The 25,704-nt window shown below is 49.0% G+C and carries 14 protein-coding genes; 9 read left to right on the forward strand and 5 right to left on the reverse strand.

What is annotated here, in order from left to right; all coding sequences use genetic code 11:
- Positions 1-538: 538 nt before the first annotated feature.
- The 4 genes from C8D98_RS10960 to fumC form a co-directional block, all read right to left on the reverse strand.
- The gene (locus C8D98_RS10960; protein WP_132874191.1) at positions 539-1,669 is read right to left on the reverse strand and encodes a Fic family protein; all 1,131 of its coding nucleotides are present in this window, start codon (positions 1,667-1,669) and stop codon (positions 539-541) included.
- A 237-nt stretch (positions 1,670-1,906) separates the two neighbouring features.
- The gene (gene acnB / locus C8D98_RS10965) at positions 1,907-4,456 is read right to left on the reverse strand and encodes a bifunctional aconitate hydratase 2/2-methylisocitrate dehydratase (protein WP_132874223.1); all 2,550 of its coding nucleotides are present in this window, start codon (positions 4,454-4,456) and stop codon (positions 1,907-1,909) included.
- Positions 4,457-4,788: 332 nt separating this feature from the next.
- On the reverse strand, positions 4,789-5,424 hold the full coding sequence (locus tag C8D98_RS10970) for a cyclase family protein (RefSeq protein WP_132874192.1): 636 nt from the start codon (positions 5,422-5,424) through the stop codon (positions 4,789-4,791).
- 317 nt (positions 5,425-5,741) lie between these two features.
- On the reverse strand, positions 5,742-7,130 hold the full coding sequence (fumC, locus tag C8D98_RS10975) for a class II fumarate hydratase (protein ID WP_132874193.1): 1,389 nt from the start codon (positions 7,128-7,130) through the stop codon (positions 5,742-5,744).
- Between the two features lie 191 nt (positions 7,131-7,321).
- Between fumC and C8D98_RS10980 the strand changes: the two genes are divergently transcribed.
- The 9 genes from C8D98_RS10980 (at position 7,322) to C8D98_RS11015 (ending at position 17,830) form a co-directional block, all read left to right on the forward strand.
- Positions 7,322-8,188, forward strand: a complete 867-nt coding sequence (locus tag C8D98_RS10980) for a fumarate hydratase (protein ID WP_132874194.1) — start codon at positions 7,322-7,324, stop codon at positions 8,186-8,188.
- The gene (locus tag C8D98_RS10985; protein WP_132874195.1) at positions 8,181-8,765 is read left to right on the forward strand and encodes a FumA C-terminus/TtdB family hydratase beta subunit; all 585 of its coding nucleotides are present in this window, start codon (positions 8,181-8,183) and stop codon (positions 8,763-8,765) included. The genes C8D98_RS10980 and C8D98_RS10985 overlap by 8 nt, the downstream gene beginning before the upstream one ends.
- A gap of 339 nt (positions 8,766-9,104) precedes the next feature.
- The gene (locus tag C8D98_RS10990; RefSeq protein ID WP_132874196.1) at positions 9,105-11,159 is read left to right on the forward strand and encodes a TolC family outer membrane protein; all 2,055 of its coding nucleotides are present in this window, start codon (positions 9,105-9,107) and stop codon (positions 11,157-11,159) included.
- Positions 11,160-11,169: 10 nt separating this feature from the next.
- Positions 11,170-11,757, forward strand: coding sequence for a transglutaminase-like cysteine peptidase (locus C8D98_RS10995; RefSeq protein WP_132874197.1), 588 nt, complete (start codon positions 11,170-11,172; stop codon positions 11,755-11,757).
- A gap of 67 nt (positions 11,758-11,824) precedes the next feature.
- A complete protein-coding gene (locus C8D98_RS11000; RefSeq protein ID WP_132874198.1) occupies positions 11,825-13,753 on the forward strand; it encodes a bifunctional diguanylate cyclase/phosphodiesterase in 1,929 nt (642 codons plus the stop codon).
- A gap of 13 nt (positions 13,754-13,766) precedes the next feature.
- Entirely contained in the window at positions 13,767-14,468 is a 702-nt protein-coding gene (locus tag C8D98_RS13810; protein ID WP_207891270.1) for a type I secretion system permease/ATPase, read from the forward strand.
- Positions 14,380-15,915 carry a type I secretion system permease/ATPase gene (locus C8D98_RS11005; RefSeq protein ID WP_207891271.1) on the forward strand — a complete coding sequence of 512 codons (1,536 nt, stop codon included), beginning with the start codon at positions 14,380-14,382 and terminating at the stop codon, positions 15,913-15,915. Before C8D98_RS13810 ends, C8D98_RS11005 begins: the two co-directional genes overlap by 89 nt.
- Complete coding sequence (locus C8D98_RS11010; protein WP_132874199.1) at positions 15,915-17,252, forward strand: HlyD family type I secretion periplasmic adaptor subunit; 1,338 nt, start codon at positions 15,915-15,917, stop codon at positions 17,250-17,252. The genes C8D98_RS11005 and C8D98_RS11010 overlap by 1 nt, the downstream gene beginning before the upstream one ends.
- A gap of 2 nt (positions 17,253-17,254) precedes the next feature.
- A complete protein-coding gene (locus C8D98_RS11015) occupies positions 17,255-17,830 on the forward strand; it encodes a response regulator transcription factor (protein WP_165871290.1) in 576 nt (191 codons plus the stop codon).
- A 119-nt stretch (positions 17,831-17,949) separates the two neighbouring features.
- Here C8D98_RS11015 and C8D98_RS13765 read toward each other — a convergent pair.
- Positions 17,950-25,704, reverse strand: a 7,755-nt coding sequence (locus C8D98_RS13765) for a VCBS domain-containing protein (RefSeq protein WP_165871291.1), incomplete at its 5' end; no start/stop codon positions are given.

Raw genomic sequence — 25,704 nt, forward strand, 5'->3', positions numbered from 1 at the left:
TTCGTCTAAAATCCTCTTCTCTTATCGTGTGGCTTATTGCCCGTTAATCTCTGAATTTTACATCATATACAGCCGTGTGTCACATATTCAATGACATCCGCATCATGCGAAGGTTCAACCCCCTCTCCGCAGAGCCGCCGGAAACCGTATTTCTTTATCCTGCGACTTCTATAATGCTATTATTTTTTACAACTGTATACAGTATACTTTTATATATTTTACTCAGGTTTTGTCAAGTATTATTGCCCTTTCCTATGATAAAACATTATTTAGATTTCATTTTTCCCGCAACCACAATCTTTTGCAACCGGAAAAAAATACGGGGCGGAATATCGGCCTTTTTTTCCTCTGAAATGCCTGCCAAAAAAGAATTATAGGGGATATTGAATATCTCAATATCAAATTGAAATATTGTTACAAAACTGACGACAGGACGCTAACTTCGTTCTAAAATAGCGATATGACCATCTATTTTCAAACACCGTTCGTCTTAAATCGGACTTGAGACCATAAAAACATCATCGGTTCGAAATAGGGCTTATATGGCAGGCTTGAGATAGTTGAGATTAATTCTGTATTTGTCACCATCCTTAATTAGTAAATTTTGCGAAACAAGATAATTAAGATCATTCGCCACAGTCCTGTCAGACAACTTACCATAGATCACTTTAAAATATGATGTCACAAACAATTGCTCTTTAGAAAATTCAGACTCCCTTTCTATATCCAAAAGAACATTCAGTAGATTAAACTGACGCTCTTTAAGCATCTTCTTCTTATATGCAAAATCCAGAAAATCCCTCATTGCAAATCTCTTTGCAAACTCGATAGCCTGCTCCTTACGCTCATAAAGAGCTGTTTTCATGATATTTAAACAGAACAATATAAACTGTGATGCATCATCTGCCTTATGAGAATTTGAAAAAGCGGCATAGTACTCATCAACTTGCCTATAATAGTAATTAGACAACTCTTTCAAAAAGAACCCATAACCATTATTGGCAAGATAGAACCCCTCAAGAATCCTTGCCGTACGACCATTACCGTCACTAAAAGGATGTATTTTTGCAAAATAGTAATGCAGCAAGAACGCCTTAACAAAGACATGAATGTCACTCGGTAATTTTTGAAACCATTCGATAAAAGCAGACATCAACATTTTTATGTCATCAAAACACCTAGGCGGAACATAAATACCACCATGAGATTTGTCGCCAACCTTGACTTTTTCTTTTCGATAGTACCCCGGAAGGTTGTATTCATGCGGAATATCTTTGGTAATATATTGATGGAACAATTTGCACAAATCTTCTGTTATTAAAAAATCTTTGTTTTCCCAATTAACCAAAAACTCATAACAAGATTTCAGATTGAAAATTTCACGCTGATAAATATTAGTAATCTCGCCACCATTTAAAACCTCACCAACCTCTTCTTCCGTAAGTGGATTACCCTCTATAGCGGCTGTACTCATTATTGAACGGATTATCAACTCTTCATCAAGCCTGTAAGAAACAGGAAATACACGCAGATCCATCATGAAATCAGCAAGAGTCCGAACCTCTGCCACAAGCGGATCAATAACCAACCTGTCGTAATCGGCAGAAAAAACAAATTTTCCGGATTTATAAGTCATTATTTCCAATTTATTTTCCATAAATTTTTCCATACTTTTTTCTTTAAAAATAAAGCTTTATATAAAGCATGTCAATATTTCTTTCCATATTATTTTCCGAAATACCTACAAACAATCCGATCTCTCAACCCCTAACTCTTAATCTCAAGCCGAAGTGTCTAATACTGACAGAGATTCTTCGTTTCACTCAGAATGAAGAATACGAACACCAAACCAAAAAAAGCCCGCCGTTTGACGGGCGGGCTTTTACTATCTGAAGGTTATCGAACCTTAGAACGCTACTGATTCAACATATGAAAGTTCAAAGTCGCCCATTTTGTCGAACTCAAGATATCTGTATATCTCGGAAGCCTTGGGAGCAACCTTGGTGCTCATATATTCGAAGTATTTCTCAACAGAGGGAATTTCGCCCAACATACCAGCAATGGCCGTGAGCTCGGCGGAACCGAGGAACACGTTTGAACCGTCGCCGATCCTGTCGGGGAAGTTACGGGTTGAGGTTGAAAGCACTGTCGAGCCGGGAACAACACGTCCCTGGTTACCCATGCAGAGTGAACAGCCGGGAACTTCCAGTCTTGCGCCCACAGCGGAGAAGATGCTGTAGTATCCTTCCTCTTTAAGAACCATTTCGTCCATCAGAGTGGGAGGAGTCAGCCACAGGCGTGTTTTTGAGTAGGGAGCACCTTCCCATATTTTGCCTGCCGCACGGAAGTGACCGATGTTTGTCATGCATGAACCGATGAAGGTCTCGTCTATCTTGGTTCCTGCAACTTCGGAAAGGAGTTTGACATCGTCGGGGTCGTTGGGGCATGCAAGGATGGGTTCCTTGATGTCCGCAAGGTCGATCTCGATGACAGCCGCATATTCAGCGTTGGCATCTCTTTCCAGAAGAACGGGTTTTTTCAGCCATGCCTCGCAGTCGTCGATACGCTTCTGCAGAGTGTTGGCATCCTGATAGCCGGCCTTTATCATCTTTTTCATCAGAGCTATGTTTGACTTGATGTAAGCCGCAACAGAGGCCTCTGAAAGTTTTATAGTACCGCCTGCGGCAGAACGCTCTGCAGTTGCATCGGTAAGCTCGAACGCCTGCTCAACGGTAAGATCGGGAAGACCTTCCATCTCAAGGATGCGGCCGTTGAACACGTTCACTTTATTCTTTTTGGGAACTGTAAGCAGTCCCTGTTTGATAGCCCAGTAGGGGATGGCGTTCACAACGTCTCTGAGTGTGATGCCGGGGTTCAGTTTACCCTTGAACTTAACAAGGACTGATTCCGGAACATCCAGAGGCATGAAGCCCAGAGCGCCAGCGAAAGCGACCAGACCTGAACCTGCGGGCAGAGAAAGACCCATGGGGAATCTGGTGTGCGAGTCGCCACCTGTTCCCAGTGTGTCGGGGAGCAGGAGTCTGTTCAGCCATGAGTGGATAACGCCGTCGCCGGGGCGGAGGGCAACACCCTTTCTGGCTGAAACGAAATCGGGAAGGGATTTATGCATTTTAACGTCTGCCGCCTTGGGGTAAGCCGCAGTGTGGCAGAACGACTGCATGAACATGGGAGAGAGGAACTCAAGACAGGCAAGCTCTTTTATCTCGTCTCTTGTCATGGGGCCTGTGGTGTCCTGAGAACCGACAGTTGTCATTAAGGGTTCGCAAGCCGCACCGGGAAGAACGCCGGGAAGGCCACAGGCCTTGCCGATTATCTTCTGAGCCAGAGTGTATCCCTGACCGGGTTTCGCAACGGGGTTCTCGGCAATTGTGAACACTGTGGACTCGCCAAGACCGAGAGCCGCTCTTGCCTTAGCAGTAAGCTGACGGCCGATGATGAGGTTAAGACGTCCGCCCGCTCTGTACTCGTCTTTCAGAGTTGCGGGTTTGATTGCGAAAGTTGAGAGCACTTTGCCTGATTCGTCTTTTATTTCGCCTTTTTCAGTGTTTATAACAACCACGTCGCCGGTGTTGAGGGAGTCAACGTTGCATGCGATGGGCAGACCGCCGGAGTCCTGAGTTGTGTTGAAGAAGATGGGAGCGATAACGTTACCTATGATGGTTCCGCCATTCTTTTTGTTGGGAACAAACGGGATATCGGAACCGATTCTCCACATTACTGAGTTGCAGGCGGATTTTCTGGAAGAACCCGTACCCACAACGTCGCCCACAAAAGCAACTTCAAAGCCTTCAGCTTTGAACTGCTCCATCAGCGCATTGCCTTCGGGGAATCTTGTTTCGCCCATTGCAAGTGCGTGAAGAGGTATATCGGGGCGGCTCCATGCGTGTTTGGCGGGTGAGAAGTCGTCAGTGTTTATCTCGCCTGCCACTTTATAGATCTTAACTTTGTATTCTTTGCGAAGTTCGGGTCTGGATGTGAACCACTCGGCATCAGCCCATGCCTTAAGAACGGCCATAGCGTTTGCGTTGGATTTTGAAAGAGCCACAACCTCATCGAATGCGCCGTAAACAAGAATTGTCTTTTTAAGGGCTTCAGCGGCGTCGGCACCCAGTTCGGCATCCGTCAGCAGATCAACAAGGGGCTTAACGTTGTATCCGCCGAGCATTGTGCCCAGAAGGAATACTGCTCTTTTTTTATCGATAAGGGGGGATTTTGTTTCGCCTTTGGCAACTTTTGCAAGCCAGTTCGCCTTAACTTCCGATGCAGGGTCAACACCGGGGGCGACTCTGTTTTCAATAAGGTCTACGAGTTCTTTTGTGGCAGAGGGCTGCTCGAGGAGCTTGCAGACTTCCGCAGTAAATTCGGGTGTCAAAGGCAGAGCGGGAATTCCCTGTTTTGCCCTGTCTTCAACCTGTTTCAGGTAATCCTGCATCATTGACATAGACATTCTCCTGTATTTAAGGACGCAATACGGCCTTTCGTTTGTATCAGATTGTATTCTGTATACAATTTTCCTTTTCATTTGTCAAAATGTTTTAGAACATTTTTCTAGTGATTTCAGATTTGACTTAAAAGACAACGAAGGACACCGCAAGCAAACACCCAAAAAGCCTATCCAGAGCCTGTTTCAATAAACCATGCGGTTTTAAACACCATTACCATTATCGAAACAAGTGCTAAAAATTCAGAACACTGACTCAAAATGACGCAAAGAGAGCGGGAAGTTAAATAGTATGAATGGTTTCAAAATTGGTTAAAGAAACTTAATCAGCGCAGAAATGCAACGGCACGGATCGGCGAACCGTCACCCTGACGGATTTTCAGCGGAAAGATACCTATGTCGAAATCTTTCCCCGACAGCCTTTCCAGCCCTTTCAGGTTTTCGGCAACGAAAAGTTCGGCATTAAAAAGGACTTTGTGGATGTCCAGAGTGAAGCAGTCAACACTGTCCATAGAAATAACGTCCACGGCGATGCCCTTCACGCCTGTGGAGATAAGGAAACGGGCGGCATCTTCATTCATAACGGGAAAATCGGCGAAATACTGTTCTTCGCCCCAGAATCTGTCCCAACCGGTCCAGAAAACGGCAATTTTTGCTGATCTCAGCTCTGTTTCATAGGGTTTCAGGTGTTCGGGAGTGATATTGCCCTTCACATTTCTGAGGTCGATAAGACATCCTTTTCCGCAGAGGTCGTTTATATCGATTTCCGAAAGGGTTCTTCTGCCCGCAACGATATGCGCAGGTGCATCCATATGGGTTCCGGTGTGGGATACCATGGTGATGAGCTTTTCGGCGAAACCATGCTCCTCTATTGTGTTTGCCTGTTTCAGGCTGGGTGCCTCCGTTCCGGGATAAACGGGCATTCCGTCTGTGATTTCATGTGTAAGGTCAAGTATTTCCATAGGCGGGTTTTAGGCTGAATATGAAGGAAAGTCAAGGGGAGAATGAGATGTCGTCACTCTTCGGCTTTGCTTCAGAGTGACGGAAAAGAAGCCGTCTCTGCGAGCTCTGGCGAAGCAGTCTTCTAAGCACAATAAACTTGGAAGATCGCTTCGTCACGTTGTTCCTCGCAAAGACAACAAAGGGTTCCCTAGCTTACTGTTTAGAAGCGAGCAGTTCAAGGCGGAGTGTAAAAAATCTCTTGAAGTGTACGCATGTTGTACATGAGAGAGATTTTTTACGCTCCAACGATGAAATGCGAAGTTTATAAGCAGTAATTTTACTTAGGTCCGGTCATGTTCTCCGGCACAACATATTCATCAAACTGCTCCTCCGTCAGATACCCCAGCTTAACAGCCGTCTCTTTCAGAGTGGACTTTTCGGCGTGGGCGGTCTTGGCTATCTTGGCCGCCTTGTCGTATCCGATGTAGGGATTAAGCGCCGTCACCAGCATCAGCGAATTTTTCAGGTTGAAGTCAATTTTGTCCCTGTTGGCCTTTATGCCCACAGCACAATGCTCGTTGAAAGAAAGCATTGCATCCGACAGCAGCTTTGCCGACTGGAGGAAGTTATATATTATGACGGGTTTGAACACGTTCAACTCGAAATTGCCCTGACTGGCGGCAAAACCGATGGCAGCATCATTGCCGAACACCTGGCAGGCAACCATTGTGACTGCTTCGGACTGGGTAGGGTTCACCTTTCCGGGCATGATTGAGCTGCCGGGTTCGTTTTCGGGGATCTCAAGCTCCCCTATTCCGCATCTGGGGCCGGAGGCCAGCCAGCGGATGTCGTTTGCAATCTTCATAAGGTTGGCGGCCAGCGCCTTCATAGCTCCGCTGACACCCGTAAGGGCATCATGGGAGGTAAGCGCCTGAAACTTGTTCGAGGCCGACTTGAACCTCTTTCCTGTGAACTTGGAAATCTCCTCCGCCGCCATTACAGCCAGCTTGGGATGAGCGTTAAGCCCAGTTCCCACTGCCGTGCCGCCTATGGCAAGCTCACGGACGTGCTCCAGAGATTCGGTTATCTGGCGTGTATTCGTATCCAGCATTGCGACGTAGCCTGAGAACTCCTGTCCCAGCGTCAGCGGTGTTGCATCCTGAAGATGTGTCCTGCCTATCTTGACTATCCCCGCAAACTCGTCGGACTTTGCCTGAAGAGTATCCCTCAGAACAGCGATGGCCGGCAGCAGATCGTCCTCAACTGCAATAACGGCGGCGATGTGCATTGCTGTCGGAAAGGTGTCGTTTGAGCTTTGGGACATGTTCACATGATCATTGGGGTGGATGAGCCTGTCCGTGCGGAAGTCGCCTCCGAGGATTTCAGTGGCTCGGTTGGCTATAACTTCGTTTAAATTCATATTGGTCTGGGTTCCGCTCCCCGTCTGCCAGACGGAAAGGGGAAACTGGCCTTCCAGTTTTCCGGCTCTTATTTCGTCACAAGCCTTTGCTATAGCTTCACATTTCTGTTCGTCAAGCTTACCCAGACGGTTGTTGACAACAGCCAGTGATCGTTTCAGCACTGCGAACGCATCTATGAGGTTGGCGGGCATTTTTTCCCAGCCTATTTTGAAATTCTCAAGGCTTCTCTGGGTCTGTGCCGCCCAGTAAACATCTATCGGCACATTGATTTCGCCCATTGTGTCCTTTTCTTTCCTGTACTGCATAAAAACCCCCGAACTGATTATATGATTAATTATACCCTTTGTGCCTTTTTTATCCATAGAAATACTTTCCGGCGGAATTATAAAACTCCGTTCATTAATTACCCTTGTTTTTTAACCGTCTTTTGAGTAATAATATCGGGTATTTTGGTTAACTTTTAGGCAAAACCTATAATATCTATTGCGAGGTGGCTATGGAACTCAAAAACGCAATGCTTGAGCTGATCCGCAGAGCATCCACCGACCTTTCCCCCGACGTGGAAGCGGCACTCGTACAGGCATACGACAGAGAGGACGACGGCACTCCCGCCAAGAACGTTTTCGGAACTATCATTGAAAACGTAAAACTGGCCAGAGATGCATCAACACCCGTCTGTCAGGACACGGGTTCGGTTATTATGTACATCGATTTTCCCGTGGGACACTCCGAAAAAGTCTACAGAGAAGCGGCAGAGGCCGCAGCTATGGAAGCGACAAAGCTTCAGTATCTGCGCCCCAACGCAGTTGACCCCATCACAGGCAAAAACTCCGGAAACAACGTCGGCGTGAACGCCCCCTACCTCCACTTCCATCAGTGGGACAAGGACGAGGTCAGAGTCCGTCTGATGCTGAAAGGCGGCGGTTCCGAGAATGTCGGCGCACAGTATAAACTGCCCGACACAACCCTTAAGGCCGGACGTGACCTTAAAGGTGTCAAAAAAGTTGTCATTGATGCCGTTAACAAGGCTCAGGGACAGGGATGCGCACCCGGGATCATCGGCGTCGGAATCGGCGGCGACAGAGTGACCTCCTATGCGCTTTCAAAAGAGCAGTTCTTCCGCAAACTGGGCGAACCCAGCTCAAACCCCGATCTTGCCGCTCTGGAAAAAGAGCTTTATGAAGACCTTAACAAACTCGGCATAGGCCCCATGGGCTTCGGCGGAAAAACAACCTGCCTCGGCGTAAACATCGCCGCACAGCACAGACACCCCGCAACCTTCTATGTTGCAATCTCCTACACCTGCTGGGTTTACAGAAGAAAACAAATGATCATCAAAGGAAGCGAGGTGACCTATGATTAAGCTCACAACACCCATTTCTGAAGAGACCGCAAGATCTCTGAAAGTGGGCGATGAGGTTCTTCTCACTGGAACCATAGTCACCGCCAGAGACGCAGCCCACAAGCTGATGGTTGAAGAAAAGCCGGATTTCCCCCGTCCCTATATGAAGGACGGAGTCATATATCACTGCGGCCCCGTTGTTAAAAAACACGAAGACGGTTCATACAGCTTCGTAGCCGCAGGCCCCACAACATCCACCCGTGAAGAGCCTTATCAGGCTGCGGTTTGCGAGGAGTATTCTGTCAGAGCCGTCATAGGCAAAGGCGGAATGGGTCCCAAAACGCTGGAGGGTCTCCAGAAGGTGGGCGCAGTGTACCTGCACGCCGTGGGCGGAGCCGGAACACTGATAGCCAAGAGATGCACAAAAGTGGAAACCGTTTTCAAACTTGAAGAATTCGGAACACCCGAGGCGTTCTGGGTAATTCAGGTCGAGGATTTCCCCTGTGTTGTCACAATGGACAGCCACGGAAACTCACTGCACAAAGAGATAGCGGCTAAATCTGATGAGGTCGCTAAGGAACTTATGGGTCTGAAATAACCTCTGAAGCCCGCCCCTCAAAAGGCGGGCTTTTTTTTTGCACAGATTCTCAACATTTTTTCATCATATATCCCCTACCTATTATCAGAGGTAAAATATTTTTAATTAAGCTGATTAGCAGACATATCTCTGTGAATATCAGCTAATTGCGATATTCCCGCTATTATTGAATTGTTAACAAAAGCCCCTCAGAGGACTATCAAAAATGGTAGGTCGTGGCAATATTTCCTGATTTATTAATACTTTCCAAGACAAAAGACAACTTTATTATTTATAAAAACTATGATATACATCCCGTGATAGTAAAATATCTTATTAACAATTCAACTGTTGAGGTAAATGATGTTTGTTCGCACGGCTTTGGCGGTGACCCTTGCGGTTTTCACTGCGGCTCACGTCTGGGCGGCAGAAAAGAAGACAACACCGCTCAGGGACATTCTGAATGAAATTTCAAAAACAAGTCCCGAAATCAGAGAATCCGTTAACGTTTTCGACAGTGTCAACGCTGAACTTAAGATGGCAAAAACCGGCTACAATCCCACAGTTTCCGCCTACCTCTCCGGAGGCAAAGAGATAACCGACGGAGTGGACACCGACGGCGAGCGCAAAGACCTCAACTCCACCAGCGCGTCACTCACCCTGCGGCAGAACGTTTTCAACGGAAACGGAACGGCGAACTATGTCAGAGAGACTCAGGCCAGAGCAATGTCGGCATCATACGACGTCCTCAACGTTGCCAACAAGATTTTCCTCGCTGCGTCCGAATCATACATAACTGTTCTGCAGGAGAAGGAACTTCTGGACATAGCCCTTGAAAACGTAACCACTCAGGCGCAGATTCTGGAACAGATAAAAGAGAAGACAAAATCAGGATTCGGAAAACTCTCCGACCTTACAAACGCTCAGGCAAGACTCGCTCTTTCCAGAGCCAACTATATATCCCAGCAGCAGAACCTTAAACAGGCCATAGTCAAATTCCATCGTCAGGCCGGACGCTTCGTAACTCCGGAAGAGTTCGTTATGCCGGAACTGACCTACTCTCTGCCGAAATCAGCAGACGATATGGTGGATATAGCCTTCACAACCTACCCCGCAATCAACGTTGCCGACTATAACATTGTCGCCAAAAAGTACGGCAAAAAGCGTGTGAACGCACAGTACTACCCATCGGTGGACTTTGAGCTGAAAGCCACCCACAACAACAACACAGGCGGAGACGAAGGCTCAACCGACATTCAGTCGGCCATGCTCTCCCTTAACTATAATCTTTACGACGGCGGCAAGCGAAATGCTGAAAAACAGCTGCGCAGTGCCGAAATGATGAAGGAATATGAAAGAAGCTACGTCGAACGCAGAAACCTTATCGAAGCTGTCAGGCTGGCATGGAACATCAAAGAGGCGGAGGATGCAAAAATCCCCTTCCTTAAAGATTATGTCGAGCTGACAGGCAAAACAAGGGACGCTTTCGTTGAGGAGAACAGGCTCGGCCGCAGAAGCCTCAACGAGGTTCTGAACATGGAGAACGAATACAACTCATCAAAGGCAACCCTTGCCAGATCAAAATATAACTCAATAATCGCTTATTTCAGACTGCTTCAGGCAACGGGTCTTCTTCTGGCTGAGTATGACGATGCACTGGCCGGAAAGGTCGGACTGCCCGAAAAGAAACCCATGAACAAGCTCGAAAAATACGGGAATCTGGATTTCAACAAGGACAAGGACGAAGCTGACGATAAAAAAGACCAGTGCCAGCAGTCTGCAGCCGCCCAAACAGCACCCTTCGGCTGTGAGAACACGGAAGGAGTTGAGGTTGGCTACACCATCCCCGACTATTTCGCACCCTACATAAAGCCTCAGGTGAGCACTCCCGCATCCGCACCTCAGGATTCGCTGGAAAGCATCAGTTCCGACAGCCTGGGCGAGCCGGAAAAATCATCCGATGCAGCGGCAAGAACGGCGGCAAAACCCGTGGCTGTTAAACCCGCCGCAAAAACTGCAGTACCTGCGGTTCTGCCCCCTGCGAAAATGATAGATCCGGGCAGAAAAGAACAGACGATAACCCTGCCGGGAAACTCATTTAAACCCAATACATTCGATCTCACAGACGAGGCCACGGCCACCCTTCTGCGCATCGCAAGGGAGCTTAGAACACTTAAAACACCCTACACCCTGAAAATATATGCCCATACTGACGACTCTCTGACTCCCGAACAGGGCAAAGATATGACAAAATTGATGGTTTTTGCAGTTCACAACAGATTTCTTGAGCTTGGAATACCGAAAGGTGCTATGCTCGGATACGGTAAAGGCGGTTCAGAACCCCTCGTGCCCAACGACTCCGAAACAGCAAGAGCCAGAAACAAAAGGGTTGAGCTGAAAATAATAACAAACTGATGTAGGTGCTATGCGTTTTAAAACTTTGACAGCCGTCATTCTGATGAGTGTGTTTGCGGTGTCAGGCATTCTGTCTGCTGCGTCAAAGTTTTACGTCCCCGATGCCGTTTTCGACCAGTACCGTAAGAAATACGGAGAACAGGCGGAAACAAGACTTAGTGCCCTGCTTGAGCTTATGGACGGGCTGACCGACGCTTCTGACGACAAAAAAGCGATAGAGGTCAACAAGTTCTTCAATCAGGTCCAGTATCAGACGGACATTAAGACGTGGGGGCAGAGCGACTACTGGGCGAGCAGGCTGGAGTTTCTGGGTGTGGGCATGGGTGACTGCGAGGACTACGCCGTTTCGAAGTTCCTAACCCTTATCCAGCTGGGAGTCCCTCAGGAAAAGCTTTTCCTGACATACGTTAAGCGGGGGGACAGAATCCCACATGGTTGTAACCTATTACAAAGAGCCGAACACCGTGCCCTTTGTTCTGGACAACTTCGAAAAGGCCATATTGCCCGCAACAAAACGAACCGACCTTGCTCCGGTCTACAGCTTCACGGCAAACGACCTCTTCCTTCAGAAACAGCAGGGTCTTGGAAAAAGGGTTGACCCGTCTCAATCCAAAAACCTGAACAAACTCAAAGCAATAGATCTTGAAATCGTGAAGAGGTAGGAAATGACGCTTTTCAGACAGATTCAGATACTCATAACAACCATACTGATAGTGATGCTTGCGGCTGTGCTGAAGATAAATTTCGACAACACCACCGAGTTCATACGCAACCAGATGTATTCCAACGCAAAGAACACTGCAAACTCAGTTTCGCTGTCCCTCAGCCCCTTCACAAACGACACCGCCATAATGGTAACCATGATAAACGCCATGTATGACGGCGGTTACTACGAGGAGATACGCCTCACGGGGAACGACGGCAAAGACATATACAGGGTGCATCAGGAGCCGAAGATAGAGGGCGTGCCCGCTTTTTTCGTTAAACTGGTGAAACTGGAAACACCCGCCGCAGATGCTCAGATATCTAACGGATGGAATATAGCGGGGAAGCTCACCGTCAAGGGACACCCCGGACTCTCATATATTCAGCTCTGGGACAGCTTTAAATACCTCTGCCTCTCCTTCATCGTGATAGGCGGCATAGCTGTGGCGTTCAGCCATGTGATCCTCAAGTTCCTCCTCTCAGCCCTTGTGAACATCCGCAAACAGGCGGAGGCCATTGGCAACAACGACTTCATGATAAACGAGAAAGTCCCCCGCACACCTGAACTTAAACAGGTGGTTCTGGCAATGAACCAGATGACGGGGAAAGTTCAGTCAATTTACGACAGAGAGATAGACACCCTGAAAAAATATCAGGAACTGCTCTACAGAGACCAGCTGACGGGGCTTTATAATCGCAAATACTTCGTAAACAAGCTTACAGAATACATAGAATCCGAGTCAAAAAACTCCGACGGCGAAATAGCCCTCATCTCATTCGAAGGCATCGACAGAGCCATAGCCGAAGTTGGACACCCCAATATGCGCCCCTTCTATGATGCTGTTGCGAAATACATGAACGACAATTTTTCATCGGACGGCTGTCTGCCCTCATGCTTCAACAGGCAGGAACTGGCCGCCATAATGCCCGCCCTCAATCAGGAGGATTCGGCATTCAAGATTAACGGCTTCATAAAATGGGCTAAGGAACTGATAGCCGCAAACGACAGACTGGCGGACATCATAACCGTTAAAGCCGGACTCACTTCATACAGATACGACGAGACCACAGCAAAGGTGCTCTCCAAAGCCGACTACGCACTCACTGTGGCCAAGAGCATGGAAACAGGGGATGTCAGCCGTTTCAACGACAGCTCCAACCAGATGGTTCTGGGCAAACTGGAGTGGAAAAACATGATAGAGACAGCTCTGGCAGAAAACAGATTCATCCTGACCTCTCAGGCGGTAACATCACCCACGGGCGAATTGCATCAGGAGATATTCGTAAACTTGAAAGACGAGAACGGCAACATCCAGCGTGCGGGCTTCTTCATGCCCATGGTGGTTAACCTGAACCTCGCAAACAATCTGGACAGATACGTTCTGGAAAAATCAGTGGAATACCTCACCGCAAAGCCTGACAGCACACTGGCAATCAACATCACCGACGTGTTCCTCAACGACAGGGCTTCATTCTCGTGGTTCCGTCAGCTTCTGCTCGGCAGCAAACACCTGAAAGAGCGCATAACATTTGAAATATCCGACAACGCAATAAACAACAATGCCGACATCTGCCTAGACTTCGCAGGGCTGATAAAGGGTCTGGGATTCACCTTCGGGGTGGACAGATTCGCAATGAGCCCCAAGTCTCTGGAAAATCTCCAGAAACTGAAGCCGAACTACATAAAGATAGACTATGACTATCTGATAGGTTCCGGCGAGGACGCAGACACAGCAATCCATTCGCTCCAGACAATTACAGAGAGCCTCGGAATAAAGCTCATCGCCACCAAAGTTGAGAACAGCGAGCTTAAAACTGCTCTGGAAAACAAAAATATCAAATATTTTCAGGGACGTGGTATCGCCGATATCACCCCTCTGAATAAGTGACGGAAGTCAGAATATGAACAGAGATATAGCTATTGATCCGCTGATGCAGTGTCTGGTGACGCTGACCAGACTGAACAACAAGCCCGCAAGTGCGGAGGCGCTGGCCTACGGTCTTCCCCTCGACCCCGAACAGAAGACCCAGTCGCTCTTCACCCTTGGCGGAGCAAAATCTAATTTTTCAAGGGCGGCGGGCAGAGCGGGATTCAACTCCAGACTGGTCAAACGTGAACTGAAAGACATCCCAAACGTTATTCTGCCGGTAATACTGCTGCTTAAGAACAGAGATGCATGCGTGCTCACAGACATAGACTTTTCCGAGGGCGTGGCGGAGATAATCGTTCCATCCGTCGATGAAACCCCGCAGGAAATCTCAATAGAAAAACTGGAAGAGGAATACATGGGATTCTGCTTCCTGCTGAAACGTGTTTTCAGACAGGACAGTCAGGGCGAAACCGCCGACACAGAGGAGAAAAAAGAGGACAAGCACTGGTTCTTCGGAACCCTGTGGCGTTTCAGAGACCTCTACACAAACGTTTTAATTGCATCCGTCCTCATAAACATATTTGTCACCGTCAGCCCCCTGTTCACCATGAACGTTTACGACAGGGTTATCCCCCCACAACGCCGTGGACACCCTCTGGGTTCTGGCCATAGGCATGTGCATCATCTATATTTTCGACATCACCATAAAATATCTGCGGACATATTTCCTTGAGATAGCCGCCAAAAAGAGTGATGTTATCCTCTCGTCCATGATTTTCGAGCAGGCGCTTAATATCAGAATGAAAGAAAAGCCCAAATCCGTGGGTTCTTTCGCCAGCAACATCAAAGAGTTCGACAGTATCCGCTCATTCTACGCTTCAAGTGCGATAACGGCGTTCATAGAACTGCCCTTCGTACTCATATTCATAGTGGTGATCTACTACATCGGCGGCATAATAGTTCTTATCCCTCTGCTGATAATGGCAATAATCATCGGCTACGGTCTTTATATCCGCAAGCCTCTGCAAAAGAGCATCGAAACTACTTACGAATCCTCCGCCAAGCGGAGCGGCCTTTTAATAGAGGCTCTGTCTAACCTTGAAGCGGTAAAAACTTTCAACGCCAGCAGCTATATACAGTGGAGCTGGGAAGAGAGCACAGGAGACATATCCAACAAGAGCATAAAGTCACGCATGCTTTCAAACTCGCTCACATCCGTATCCGCATTTCTGGCGCAGATAGGCAACATTTTTGTGGTTGTGGCGGGCGTTTACTTCATTAAAGAGGGCATGATGACAATGGGTGCGCTGATAGCCACAGTGATGCTGGCTTCCAGAACCATAGCTCCCATGTCGCAGGTGGCCTCTCTGCTGTCCAACTATCAGCAGATGAAAACCTCGCTTCAGGCTCTGGACGCTCTGATGCAGAAGGACGTTGAACGCCCCGAAAAGAAAGGGTTTCTCCGCAGACCCACCTTCAACGGAGCAATAGAGTTCCACGATGTGACCTTCTGCTATCCTGACGAACCACAGCCCGCAGTAAAGAACGTCAGCTTCACCATAAAGCCCGGTGAACGCATAGGCATCATAGGAGCTGTCGGTTCAGGCAAATCAACCCTCAGCAAGCTTATTCTGGGGCTTTATGATCCCGATGCGGGGAGCATCTTCGTTGACGGAATAGCCGTCAAGCAGATAGACCCTGCCGACCTCAGACACAACATCAACTACGTTCCGCAGGATGTAACCCTCTTTTCGGGAACCATACGGGACAACATAATATTCAAAGCGCCCCACAGCGACGACGACGCAATCCTGAAAGCGGCGCAGACGGGCAACGTTATCTCCTTCAGCGACAGACACTCGCTGGGTCTGGACTTCCATGTGGGTGAAAAGGGAGCGAACCTTTCCGGCGGACAGAGACAGGCCGTTGCCGTTGCCAGAGCAATGCTCACCGACAGCCCCATAGTCGTCATGGACGAACCGACAAACGCAATGGATTTTGCATCGGAGAACAAGGTCATTGAAAACCTGAGATCTGCAACTCAGGGCAAGACCACAATAATAATAACCCACAAGCCCTCTATCCTGTCCATTGTTGACAGACTGATAGTCATGGACAACGGATGTGTTGTTCTGGACGGGCCTAAAGATGAAGTTATGCAGAAACTGGGGGGCAAATAATGGCGAAAGACAAAAAAAGCCGCCTCAGTGCGGAAGATATCGAGTTTATGAAAAGCCTCAACGCCGCCGTGCTCCAGAAAAGCTCCGGCAAGATGAACCGCCTGCTGTACATTATGGCGGCACTGGTGATCATCTTCATAGCGTGGGCGAACCTGACCTACGTTGACGAACTGACGAGGGGTCAGGGCAAGGTGATACCCACCCACCAGATTCAGGTGGTGCAGAACCTTGAGGGCGGCATAGTCCGCAAACTGTTGGTGCGTGAGGGCGACCATGTCAAACAGGGTCAGGTGCTCCTTGAGATCGACGACACTGGTTTCGGCAGTTCCTTTAAAGAGGGCGAATCAAAATACTACGAACTGAAAGTGCGCATTGCAAGGCTTCAGGCGGAAGCATCCGGAAAACCCATGAGCGTGGATCCGCAGATAGAGAGCAATTATCCGAACCTCGTAAGCTCCGAAATAAGCCTGTACAACATAAACAGGCAGAGACTGGAAAGCGAGCTGATGGTTCTTCAGGAAAGGCTGAGCCAGAAACAGACGGAATATTCCGATGCTCAGAACAGGATAAAGAACCTCACACAGAGCAAGTCACTCATTCAGCAGGAGATGTCGCTCACCAAGCCGCTTTACGAAAAGGGACTGGTTTCCGAGGTTGAATATATTCAGCTGCGTCAGAGACTTCTGGAAAACCAGAACGAAATAGAATCACTCAGAAACACAATGAGCTCCGCACTCTCCAAAATTGCGGAAGCCAAAAGCATGATAAACGAGCAGACTGTGAAATTCCGGAGCGAGGCTCAGGATCTGCTCAGCCAGAATCTGGCGGAACTGAACAGAACCTCGGCAACCCGTGTTGCCCTTGAGGACAGGGTGAAAAGGACTCAGGTGCGCTCTCCCGTTGACGGAACCGTCAAACAGATGATGGTGAACACCGTTGGCGGGGTTGTCAGACCCGGAATGGACATCTTGGAGATAGTTCCTGCCGAGGGCAACCTGTTGGTGGAGGCCAAGGTAAAACCCTCCGACATAGCGTTCATCTATCCCGGTCAGGAGGCGATAGTAAAATTCACCGCATACGACTTCGCCATCTACGGCGGGCTTAAGGGCAAAGTGACCCACATAAGCGCCGACACCATAGAGGACGAAAAGAAGGAGAGCTACTATCTGGTGAGGGTTAAGACCGATCAGGGCTTTCTGGGCGACGAACACAACAAAAAGGACATAATGGTGGGCATGACCGCCATGGTTGATATAGTTACAGGTAAAAAAACCGTTATGCAGTACCTGCTTAAGCCCATTCTGCGGGCCAAGTACAATGCTCTGCGGGAGAGATGATTATGATAATAGCTGTGAGCTGTGACAGAAATTTCTGCAAAACAGTGGCGGGTATCTTCGGCGAAGAGAATACCGTATCGGTGGGTCTGCTCTCAAGTCTGAACAACAGGCACAACGTTGAAGAAACAGACGTTGCCATTCTCGATCTGGCCTATCTCACCCCCACAGACATAAGAGACATCAACTGCGGCGTTGCCATACTCAGCCCCACCCCGAAATATGAAGAGGCTCTGAGGCTTCTGAAAATGGGTGCGAAGGCCTACGGCAACAGGTGGATGCACCCTGACAACCTGACACAGATGGTGGATGCCGTGCGGCAGGGGCAGATCTGGCTTCCGCCGGATATCATCAATAAGCTGATAACAACCCTCCCCGCAGACAGCACCCCTCTGAACCTTACTCAGGAACTCTCGGAACGGGAGGAAGAGGTGGTCAAACTTGTGGCCCTGGGCAAAAGCAATCAGGAGATAGCAGATTCTCTTAATATCACCGTCCGTACCGTTAAAGCGCACCTTACATCCATTTTTGCCAAAACCGGACTTAGAGACAGACTGGCGCTGGCACTTCATTTTAAATAAAGCATATCTGACCGGAACTTTTTAAGGCAATTCTCTCAACTCCATATACTTTTATCCCAACAGAAAAAGCCGCACCCGAGAGGGATGCGGCTTTTCAAATTTACCTTTAACAGCAATTATTAATCGCCTTGATCAGTATAGTCCACCTTGATCTTATGCTGTTCGTTGTTTATCTCTATGCTGACATCTATTCCGTTCACGCTGGAAGTGTAGGTGTTGGTTCCTGACTTTGTCCAGTCGCCGGAAAGAACAACCGTATCCTCACTGCCTCCGGTTATCTGGAGATTATGAGTTGTGGTGTCGGAGATGTTAAGCACATCCTGTGCGGACAGTGTGATCGACTGCACTTTGCTGTGGTTCGCCAGCTGGAGTCCGTCCAGATCGCTGAGTTTGCTGAAATCCAGAGAGCTTCCGCTGTCGAGAACCGAGAAAACGTTGTCGCCGTCAACATGTCCGGTGGCTGAAACGGGAGCCACATAGAAGTTCGCACCGTTTGTGGAACCTCCGGAGAACACTACCGAGCTGAAATCTCCGGCTGTGTCTATCGTAAACTTGCCCGAAGTGAGAGTTCCTGTGCCAACCTGTGCTCCGGTGTCGTCATATGCCGTCCATGTTGAAGACGTTGTCACAGTGCCGGTTATGTTGAACGTGGCCTTGTCAACCTCTTCACCCAGACTGAAAGTGAGTTTTTCGCCTTTTGCTATGCCGTCGTCGCTGGTTGAGGAGGTATTGGTGTCAACTCCGTATCCGTTGGCCGACTCAACCACTCGATAGCCGGAACCTGCGCTGAGGGACAGATCCACAAGAGTATCCACAACATGATTGCTTGTCAGACTCAGTGTTCCTGCATAGTCCTGATCGTTGGCTTCGAAGGTGTATTTAAGCAGTGAAGTTATGTCTTCGGGAACATCCGTTCCGGCTGTGAACACATAGGTTCCGTCGGCATGTATCACAACAGAACCGTTGTCTCCGAGGCTGATAGTGTGCTCTGTGACAGCATCCGAGAACTCATATCTGTGTCCGGCAAACGTCACGGCCGTCAGATGGGCAGTTATGCCGTCGGGCAGGTCAACATCGTTGAACACACTGCTCTCTCTGCTGTTCTTCTCGGCCGCCGCCGCGATGTCCGCTTCCAGAGTGTCATCCGGAACAACGAGAACGTTGTCCATGTAGTTCTGGTTCTCGGCACTCCATGCAACAACTTTAAGCTGTGCGCTGTCTGTTCCGCTGCCTATTCCCACAGAGTAGACCTCGTCCACAGGGGAGCTGGTCAGCCATGTGCGCCATTTTGTAAGATCGCTGGCGTCAACCTCTTCCCCTCTGGTGGGTGCACCGTCGGACACAAAGTACACATGGGTGTAGTCTGCACTGGGCGGAGTGGACGCTTTATATATCTCTTCCAATTTAGCAAGGGCATCGTCATAGTCGGTGTACATGTCACTCTTAAGGGCAAGGATGAAACTCTTGGCATCGGCAACGCTGAGCCATGTGCTTCCGTTCTTGGAAAGAGCGGTGGCATCGGTGGAGAATTTCACTATCTGGATGCCGCCTATATCGCCTTTGCTGTCATATTTTTCAATAAGTTCCACAAGAGCATCTTTCAGCACTGTCAGCCTTGAATCCTTTGTGCTGGTGATTATCTCGTCCATACTCTTTGAAACGTCTATCATGAACATCAGGTTTGCAACGGGAACGGATGTCGTACCCTCGTTGATAACAAGACTTCCGGCAGAAACTGACACATCGTCCGCACCGTTGATGCTTACGATGAGCTTCGCCGTGCTGACAGAAGTTCCGTCCGTCAGGCTGTATGTAAATTCCTCTTTAACGACATCGCCTTTGTTGACGTTGTCAAGGCTGGTTCCGTCATTATCAAGCTCGTAACGGTATGATCCGTCCGCCTTGATGTAAAGGGTTCCGTAGGTTCCCTGAACTGCCGTTTCGCCGTTTGCCGCAACCGTTGTGTCGCCCACTTTTGAAATGTGCAGGTCTGAAACAGCCGTGTCGCTGTCATAGTCTTTGCCGTATACAGCGTCGGTATCGGTGATGACGTTGCCTGTTGTTACGGATGCTGATATGTCTGTGACAACCTGAGGATCTGTCACGGAAACCAGAGCAATGTCCGGCTCGCCTGAGCCTGTGGGGATTATCTTAAGCCCTTCGATGTCCTCCGCCTGAACAGTCCATGTGCCGTCCCTGTTGTCGATGCCTGCGCTGAGTTTGCCGTTGGCAACCGCAAGAACAACGTATCCGTCTTCGGAAAGTGTGCGGCTGGTCTCAACATCCACAACATATTCGTATGATGCGGAGGAATATCCGCCGTAGCGTATCTCTTCGATGTTGTTCGCAACTATTGTACCTGTCCAGGAACTGTTGGTGGAGTAGATGCTCATCACGCCGCCGTTGTTGACCACACGGTAGTCGCTTGCTGTTCCGGGAAGGATGAGGACGTCGTATCCTGCATCACCGTTGACGTTGACATATCCGTTTATATTGCCGGATAGGTAAACAACGTCGTTTCCGCCGCCTATGTTGACGTTTACGGTTGAGTTCGCACCGACGTTGACTATCTCAACATATCCGTTTCCGGTGTCGCCGTTCACATTGGCGTTTATTCCGGCGGGAACTTCTTTGATAACTGCGTAGCTGCTGTTAACCGTCACATTCTGGTTCATTGCCACAGTATTGTATACGGTGGGCGTTGTGTAGCCGAGTTTTGCAGGGGTAACATCCTGATTGATGTCCGTTCCCACTGTAACTTTTGTCACTTCCGCATCCCCTGTGATAACCACGGGGTTGATCTCGGTGACGGCTGCTGTGTTGCTTGCCGCAACGGGTGCATCATCTATCACAACAACATGAACAGTCGTTATGACCGTGTTGCTGTTTTCCGCTCCGTCTGTCACAACCACTTTGACGCTTCTGTCGGCATCATCCTGACTGTCGGTGCTGAATCTGATAAGCTCAATGGCCTTCTGATAGTTGGCTATTGAGGACTCTCCCGTAAGGGTCACGGTGGTTCCGTCCGCAGACAGAACAGCTGTTATTCCCAGTCCGGTGAGAGCTCCGATGCTCAGTTTGTCGCCGGACAGAGGATTCTCTATCTGTATGGTTGCGCCCTTCATTGTTGTGTTGTCCGGATCGGTTATCACTGTGCCCAGTGCAACGCTGACAGCGGAGCCGTGCTCTGTGAAGGTCACTGACTGGCTGCTGATGCTGACAACGGGAGCTATATTGTCGTAGTTCACCGTTATGGATACTGTTGCGGTGTCTGTGCCGCCCTTTCCGTCGGAAACGGTGTAGGAAAATGAATCTGTTCCGTAGTAGCCCCTTGTGGGTGTGTAAACAAGTTTGCCGTCTGCGCCGATGGTCACTGTTCCGTGGGCAGGCTGGCTGACAGCGGAAACGCTCAGCGTGTCGCCGTCAAGGTCGGTGTCGTTGGCACGGACATCAATAACCACACTGCTGTTCTCGTCAACAGTCGCCGTGTCGTCGTTCGCCACAGGGTTGTCGTTAACGGATACAACCTGCATTGTGATCAGAGCGGGTGCACTGCCGGTTCCTGATTCATCCGTCACAACCACAGAGAACTCTCTGGCTGTGGTGTCGGGGTTTTCGCTGGTGCTGTGGAACAGGACAGCTTTAAGAGCCTGCTCATATGCATCTGCGGAGGCCGCTCCCGTCAGAGTGACTTTGGTTCCGCTCACTGTTGCCGTTATTCCCGCAGGAAGTTCGCCAACGGTCAGAACGTCACCCGCTTTGGGAGATGTTATGCTGATCACCATCTTGCTCATTGTGGTGCTGTCCACATCGCTTATGGAAACATCGCTGGCTATGGATGTCGGGCCGTCATTCTCTGTGTAGACCGCTTTCTGAGTGGTCACTTTGAACACAAGGTCGTTAAAGTCGCCGTCATAGCCTGATGTTCCATATTTAAGATCTTCAACGCCCACAGTGCCGTCCGCCTTCTCGATGAAGTGGTCAAGGCCGTCGGAGTTGAGAGAAGTATCTGAGAAAAATACGTTATTTGAAACAGTCTGCCCGTTCAGCTTCAGCACGGGATATGTGCCGGAGTTGTCAAACGATACGGTTCCGCCTGTGAAACTGGAGCCTACGTTGGTGACTATGAAGAATTTAACATCAGTTCCCTGATAAGTCGCCAGAAGCTCGTTTGCGGCCGTCCTGTCGGAGTTGAGCAGGATAAGCTCGCCCGCAACGGGGTTGCCCTCTGCATCAACTGTGTAAACACCAAGTGCGTTGGTGTAGCTTCCGCCGTCACTTACAAAGTTGACAGCAGTTTCGTTGTTTACAGCGGAAATGACAGGAGCGTCCGCCGTTCCGTTGACGGTTATGTTTATAGTGCCCACTGTGGATGCGCCCTGGCTGTCGGTGACTTTGTAGTATACTTTGTAGCTGACCGACTGACCCGCTGCGAGATAGTCATATCCCTGTGCGGCGCTCATGCTGTATTTGCCGTTTGACGGGTCAAATGTGAAGCCTGAGGGCAATGTCTGGTTGTCGACCAGAGAGAAGGTGAGCGTGTCGGGCTTGTCATAGTCACTGGCTGTCAGGGTTCCGCTGACCTTGTTGCCGTTCTCGCTGACGTTCACAGTTGCGCCGCTTGTGAACGGTGCATCGTTGGTGCCTATTATGTTGACAGTGACGCTGGATCTGGTGCCGTCTGCCGCCGCAACCTCAAACACATCCTGAATCTGCTGTCCGGCAGGCAGGTTGTTGTAGGTTGAATTGGCTGTGAAAGTCCAGTTGCCATCGGCATCTATGCTGAATTTACCGTATTGTCCGGCTGTGTTGGTCTGCGCCACAAAGGAGGCTGCGCTGTCAACATCTGTGATGTCGAGTCTGCCGCCTGTGGTGAGTATTGAGTTGGTTTCGTAAAGGGTCGCTGTTTCAGCTTCAATTACTGCTGCGTCATTCGTACCGTTTATTTTTACGGTAACGGTTGATGTAGTTCCATCAGCCGCCGCAACAGTGAAGGTTTCTGAGTATGAGTCGCCCACGTTCAGCTCATTGAAAGCGGAATTGGCGGTAAACGTCCAAGCTCCGTTCTCGTCTATGCTGAACTTGCCGTATGTACCTTCCGTATCTGTCTGAGCAACGAACACAGCAGGGTTATCCACGTCTGTAATTGTGAGCTGGCCGTTGGTGGTAAGAGCGGTATCAGTTTCAGTAAGAACTACTGATTCACTGGACAGGATGGCCGCATCGTTAGTTCCGTTTATTCTGACGGTTACTGTTGACGTAGTTCCGTCAGCCGCCGCAACAGTGAAGGTTTCTGAGTAGGAATCGCCAACATTCAGTTCATTGAATGCTGAATTAGCGGTGAAAGTCCATGCGCCGTTCTCATCTATGCTGAACTTGCCGTATGTACCTTCTGTGTCTGTCTGAGCAACAAACACAGCATGGTTGTCCACGTCTGTGATTGTAAGCTGACCGTTGGCTGTAAGAGCGGTATCAGTTTCAGTAAGAACTACTGATTCGCTTGAAAGAACTGCCGCATCATTTGTACCGTTGATTCTGACGGTCACTGTCGATGTCGTGCCGTCTTCTGCTGAAACAGTGAATGTTTCAGTGTATGAGTCACCGACGTTCAGCTCGTTGAATGCTGAGTTAGCTGTAAACGTCCATGCTCCGTTCTCATCTATGCTGAATTTGCCGTATGTACCTTCTGTGTCTGTCTGAGCAACAAACACTGCGGGGTTATCAACGTCTGTGATTGTCAGCTGACCGTTAGCTGTCAGTGCTGTGTCAGATTCTGTAAGAACTACTGATTCAGAAGAAACCACAGCTGCATCATTAGTGCCGTTGATTCTGACGGTTACTGTCGATGTAGTTCCGTCCGCCGCTGAAACAGTAAACGTTTCAGAGTAGGAATCGCCGACATTCAGTTCGTTGAAAGCTGAGGTAGCAACGAAAGTCCAAGCGCCATTAGCATCTATGCTGAACTTGCCGTATGTGCCTTCCGTGTCAGTCTGAGCAACGAACACAGCAGGGTTGTCCACGTCTGTGATTGTAAGCTGACCGTTGGCGGTCAGTGCAGTATCAGATTCGGTCAATGTAACTGATTCAGAGCTGAGAACTGCCGCATCATTTGTGCCATTGATTCTAACGGTCACTGTCGATGTCGTGCCATCAGCCGCTGAAACAGTGAAAGTTTCTGAGTATGAGTCACCGACGTTAAGCTCGTTGAAAGCTGAATTAGCGGTGAAAGTCCATGCTCCATTCTCATCTATGCTGAACTTGCCGTATGCGCCTTCCGTATCAGTCTGAGCGACGAACACTGCGGGGTTATCAACGTCTGTTATCGTAAGCTGACCGTTGGCTGTAAGAGCGGTATCAATTTCTGTAAGGGTTACTGATTCACTAGACAGGATGGCCGCATCGTTAGTGCCGTTTATGCGTACAGTAACGATTGATGTAGTTCCGTCCGCCGCTGAAACTGTAAAGGTTTCTGAGTAGGAGTCGCCGACATTCAGCTCGTTGAATGCTGAATTAGCGGTGAAAGTCCATGCTCCGTTCTCGTCTATGCTGAATTTGCCGTATGTGCCTTCTGTATCTGTCTGTGCGACAAATACAGCAGGGTTGTCCACGTCTGTGATTGTAAGCTGTCCGTTGGCAGTGAGTGCAACGTCTGATTCAGTCAATGTCATGCTTTCAGAAGAAAGAACAGCGGCATCGTTTGTGCCGTTTATGCGTACTGTAACAGTCGATGTCGTACCATCGACCGCTGAAACTGTAAACGTTTCTGAGTAGGAGTCGCCCACGTTCAGCTCGTTGAATGCTGAGTTGGCAACAAACGTCCATGCGCCGTTCTCATCTATGCTGAACTTGCCGTATGTGCCTTCCGTGTTAGTCTGAGCAACGAAAACAGCGGGGTTATCCACATCTGTGATCGTAAGCTGACCATTGGCTGTAAGTGCCGTATCGGATTCTGTAAGAACTACTGATTCACTGGACAGGATGGCCGCATCGTTAGTGCCGTTGATTCTAACAGTTACTGTCGATGTTGTACCGTCAGCCGCCGCAACAGTGAAGGTTTCTGAGTAAGAATCGCCCACGTTCAGTCCATTGAATGCTGAATTAGCGGTGAAAGTCCATGCTCCGTTCTCGTCTATGCTGAACTTACCGTATGTGCCTTCCGTGTCTGTCTGTGCGACAAACACTGCGGGGTTGTCTATGTCTGTGATTGTAAGCTGACCGTTGGCTGTAAGAGCTATGTCAGATTCTGTCAGTATTACGCTTTCAGAAGAAAGAACAGCTGCATCATTCGTGCCATTTATGCGTACTGTAACGGTTGATGTAGTTCCGTCTTCTGCTGATACAGTGAATGTTTCAGTGTATGAGTCACCTACGTTTAGCTCATTGAAAGCGGAATTGGCGGTAAACGTCCATGCTCCGTTCTCGTCTATGCTAAATTTGCCGTATGTGCCTTCCGTGTCTGTCTGAGCAACGAACACAGCAGGGTTGTCAACATCTGTTATCGTAAGCTGACCGTTAGCAGAAAGTGCTGTGTCAGATTCTGTAAGAACTACTGATTCAGAAGAAACCACAGCCGCATCGTTTGTGCCGTTTATGCGTACTGTAACAGTCGATGTCGTACCATCGACCGCTGAAACTGTAAACGTTTCTGAGTAGGAGTCGCCCACGTTCAGCTCGTTGAATGCTGAGTTGGCAACAAACGTCCATGCGCCGTTCTCATCTATGCTGAACTTGCCGTATGTGCCTTCCGTGTTAGTCTGAGCGACGAACACTGCGGGGTTATCAACATCTGTTATCGTAAGCTGACCGTTGGCGGTAAGTACCGCATCGGATTCTGTAAGAACTACTGATTCACTGGACAGGATGGCCGCATCATT

Source organism: Seleniivibrio woodruffii (assembly GCF_004339245.1).
GTDB classification, from domain to species: domain Bacteria; phylum Chrysiogenota; class Deferribacteres; order Deferribacterales; family Geovibrionaceae; genus Seleniivibrio; species Seleniivibrio woodruffii.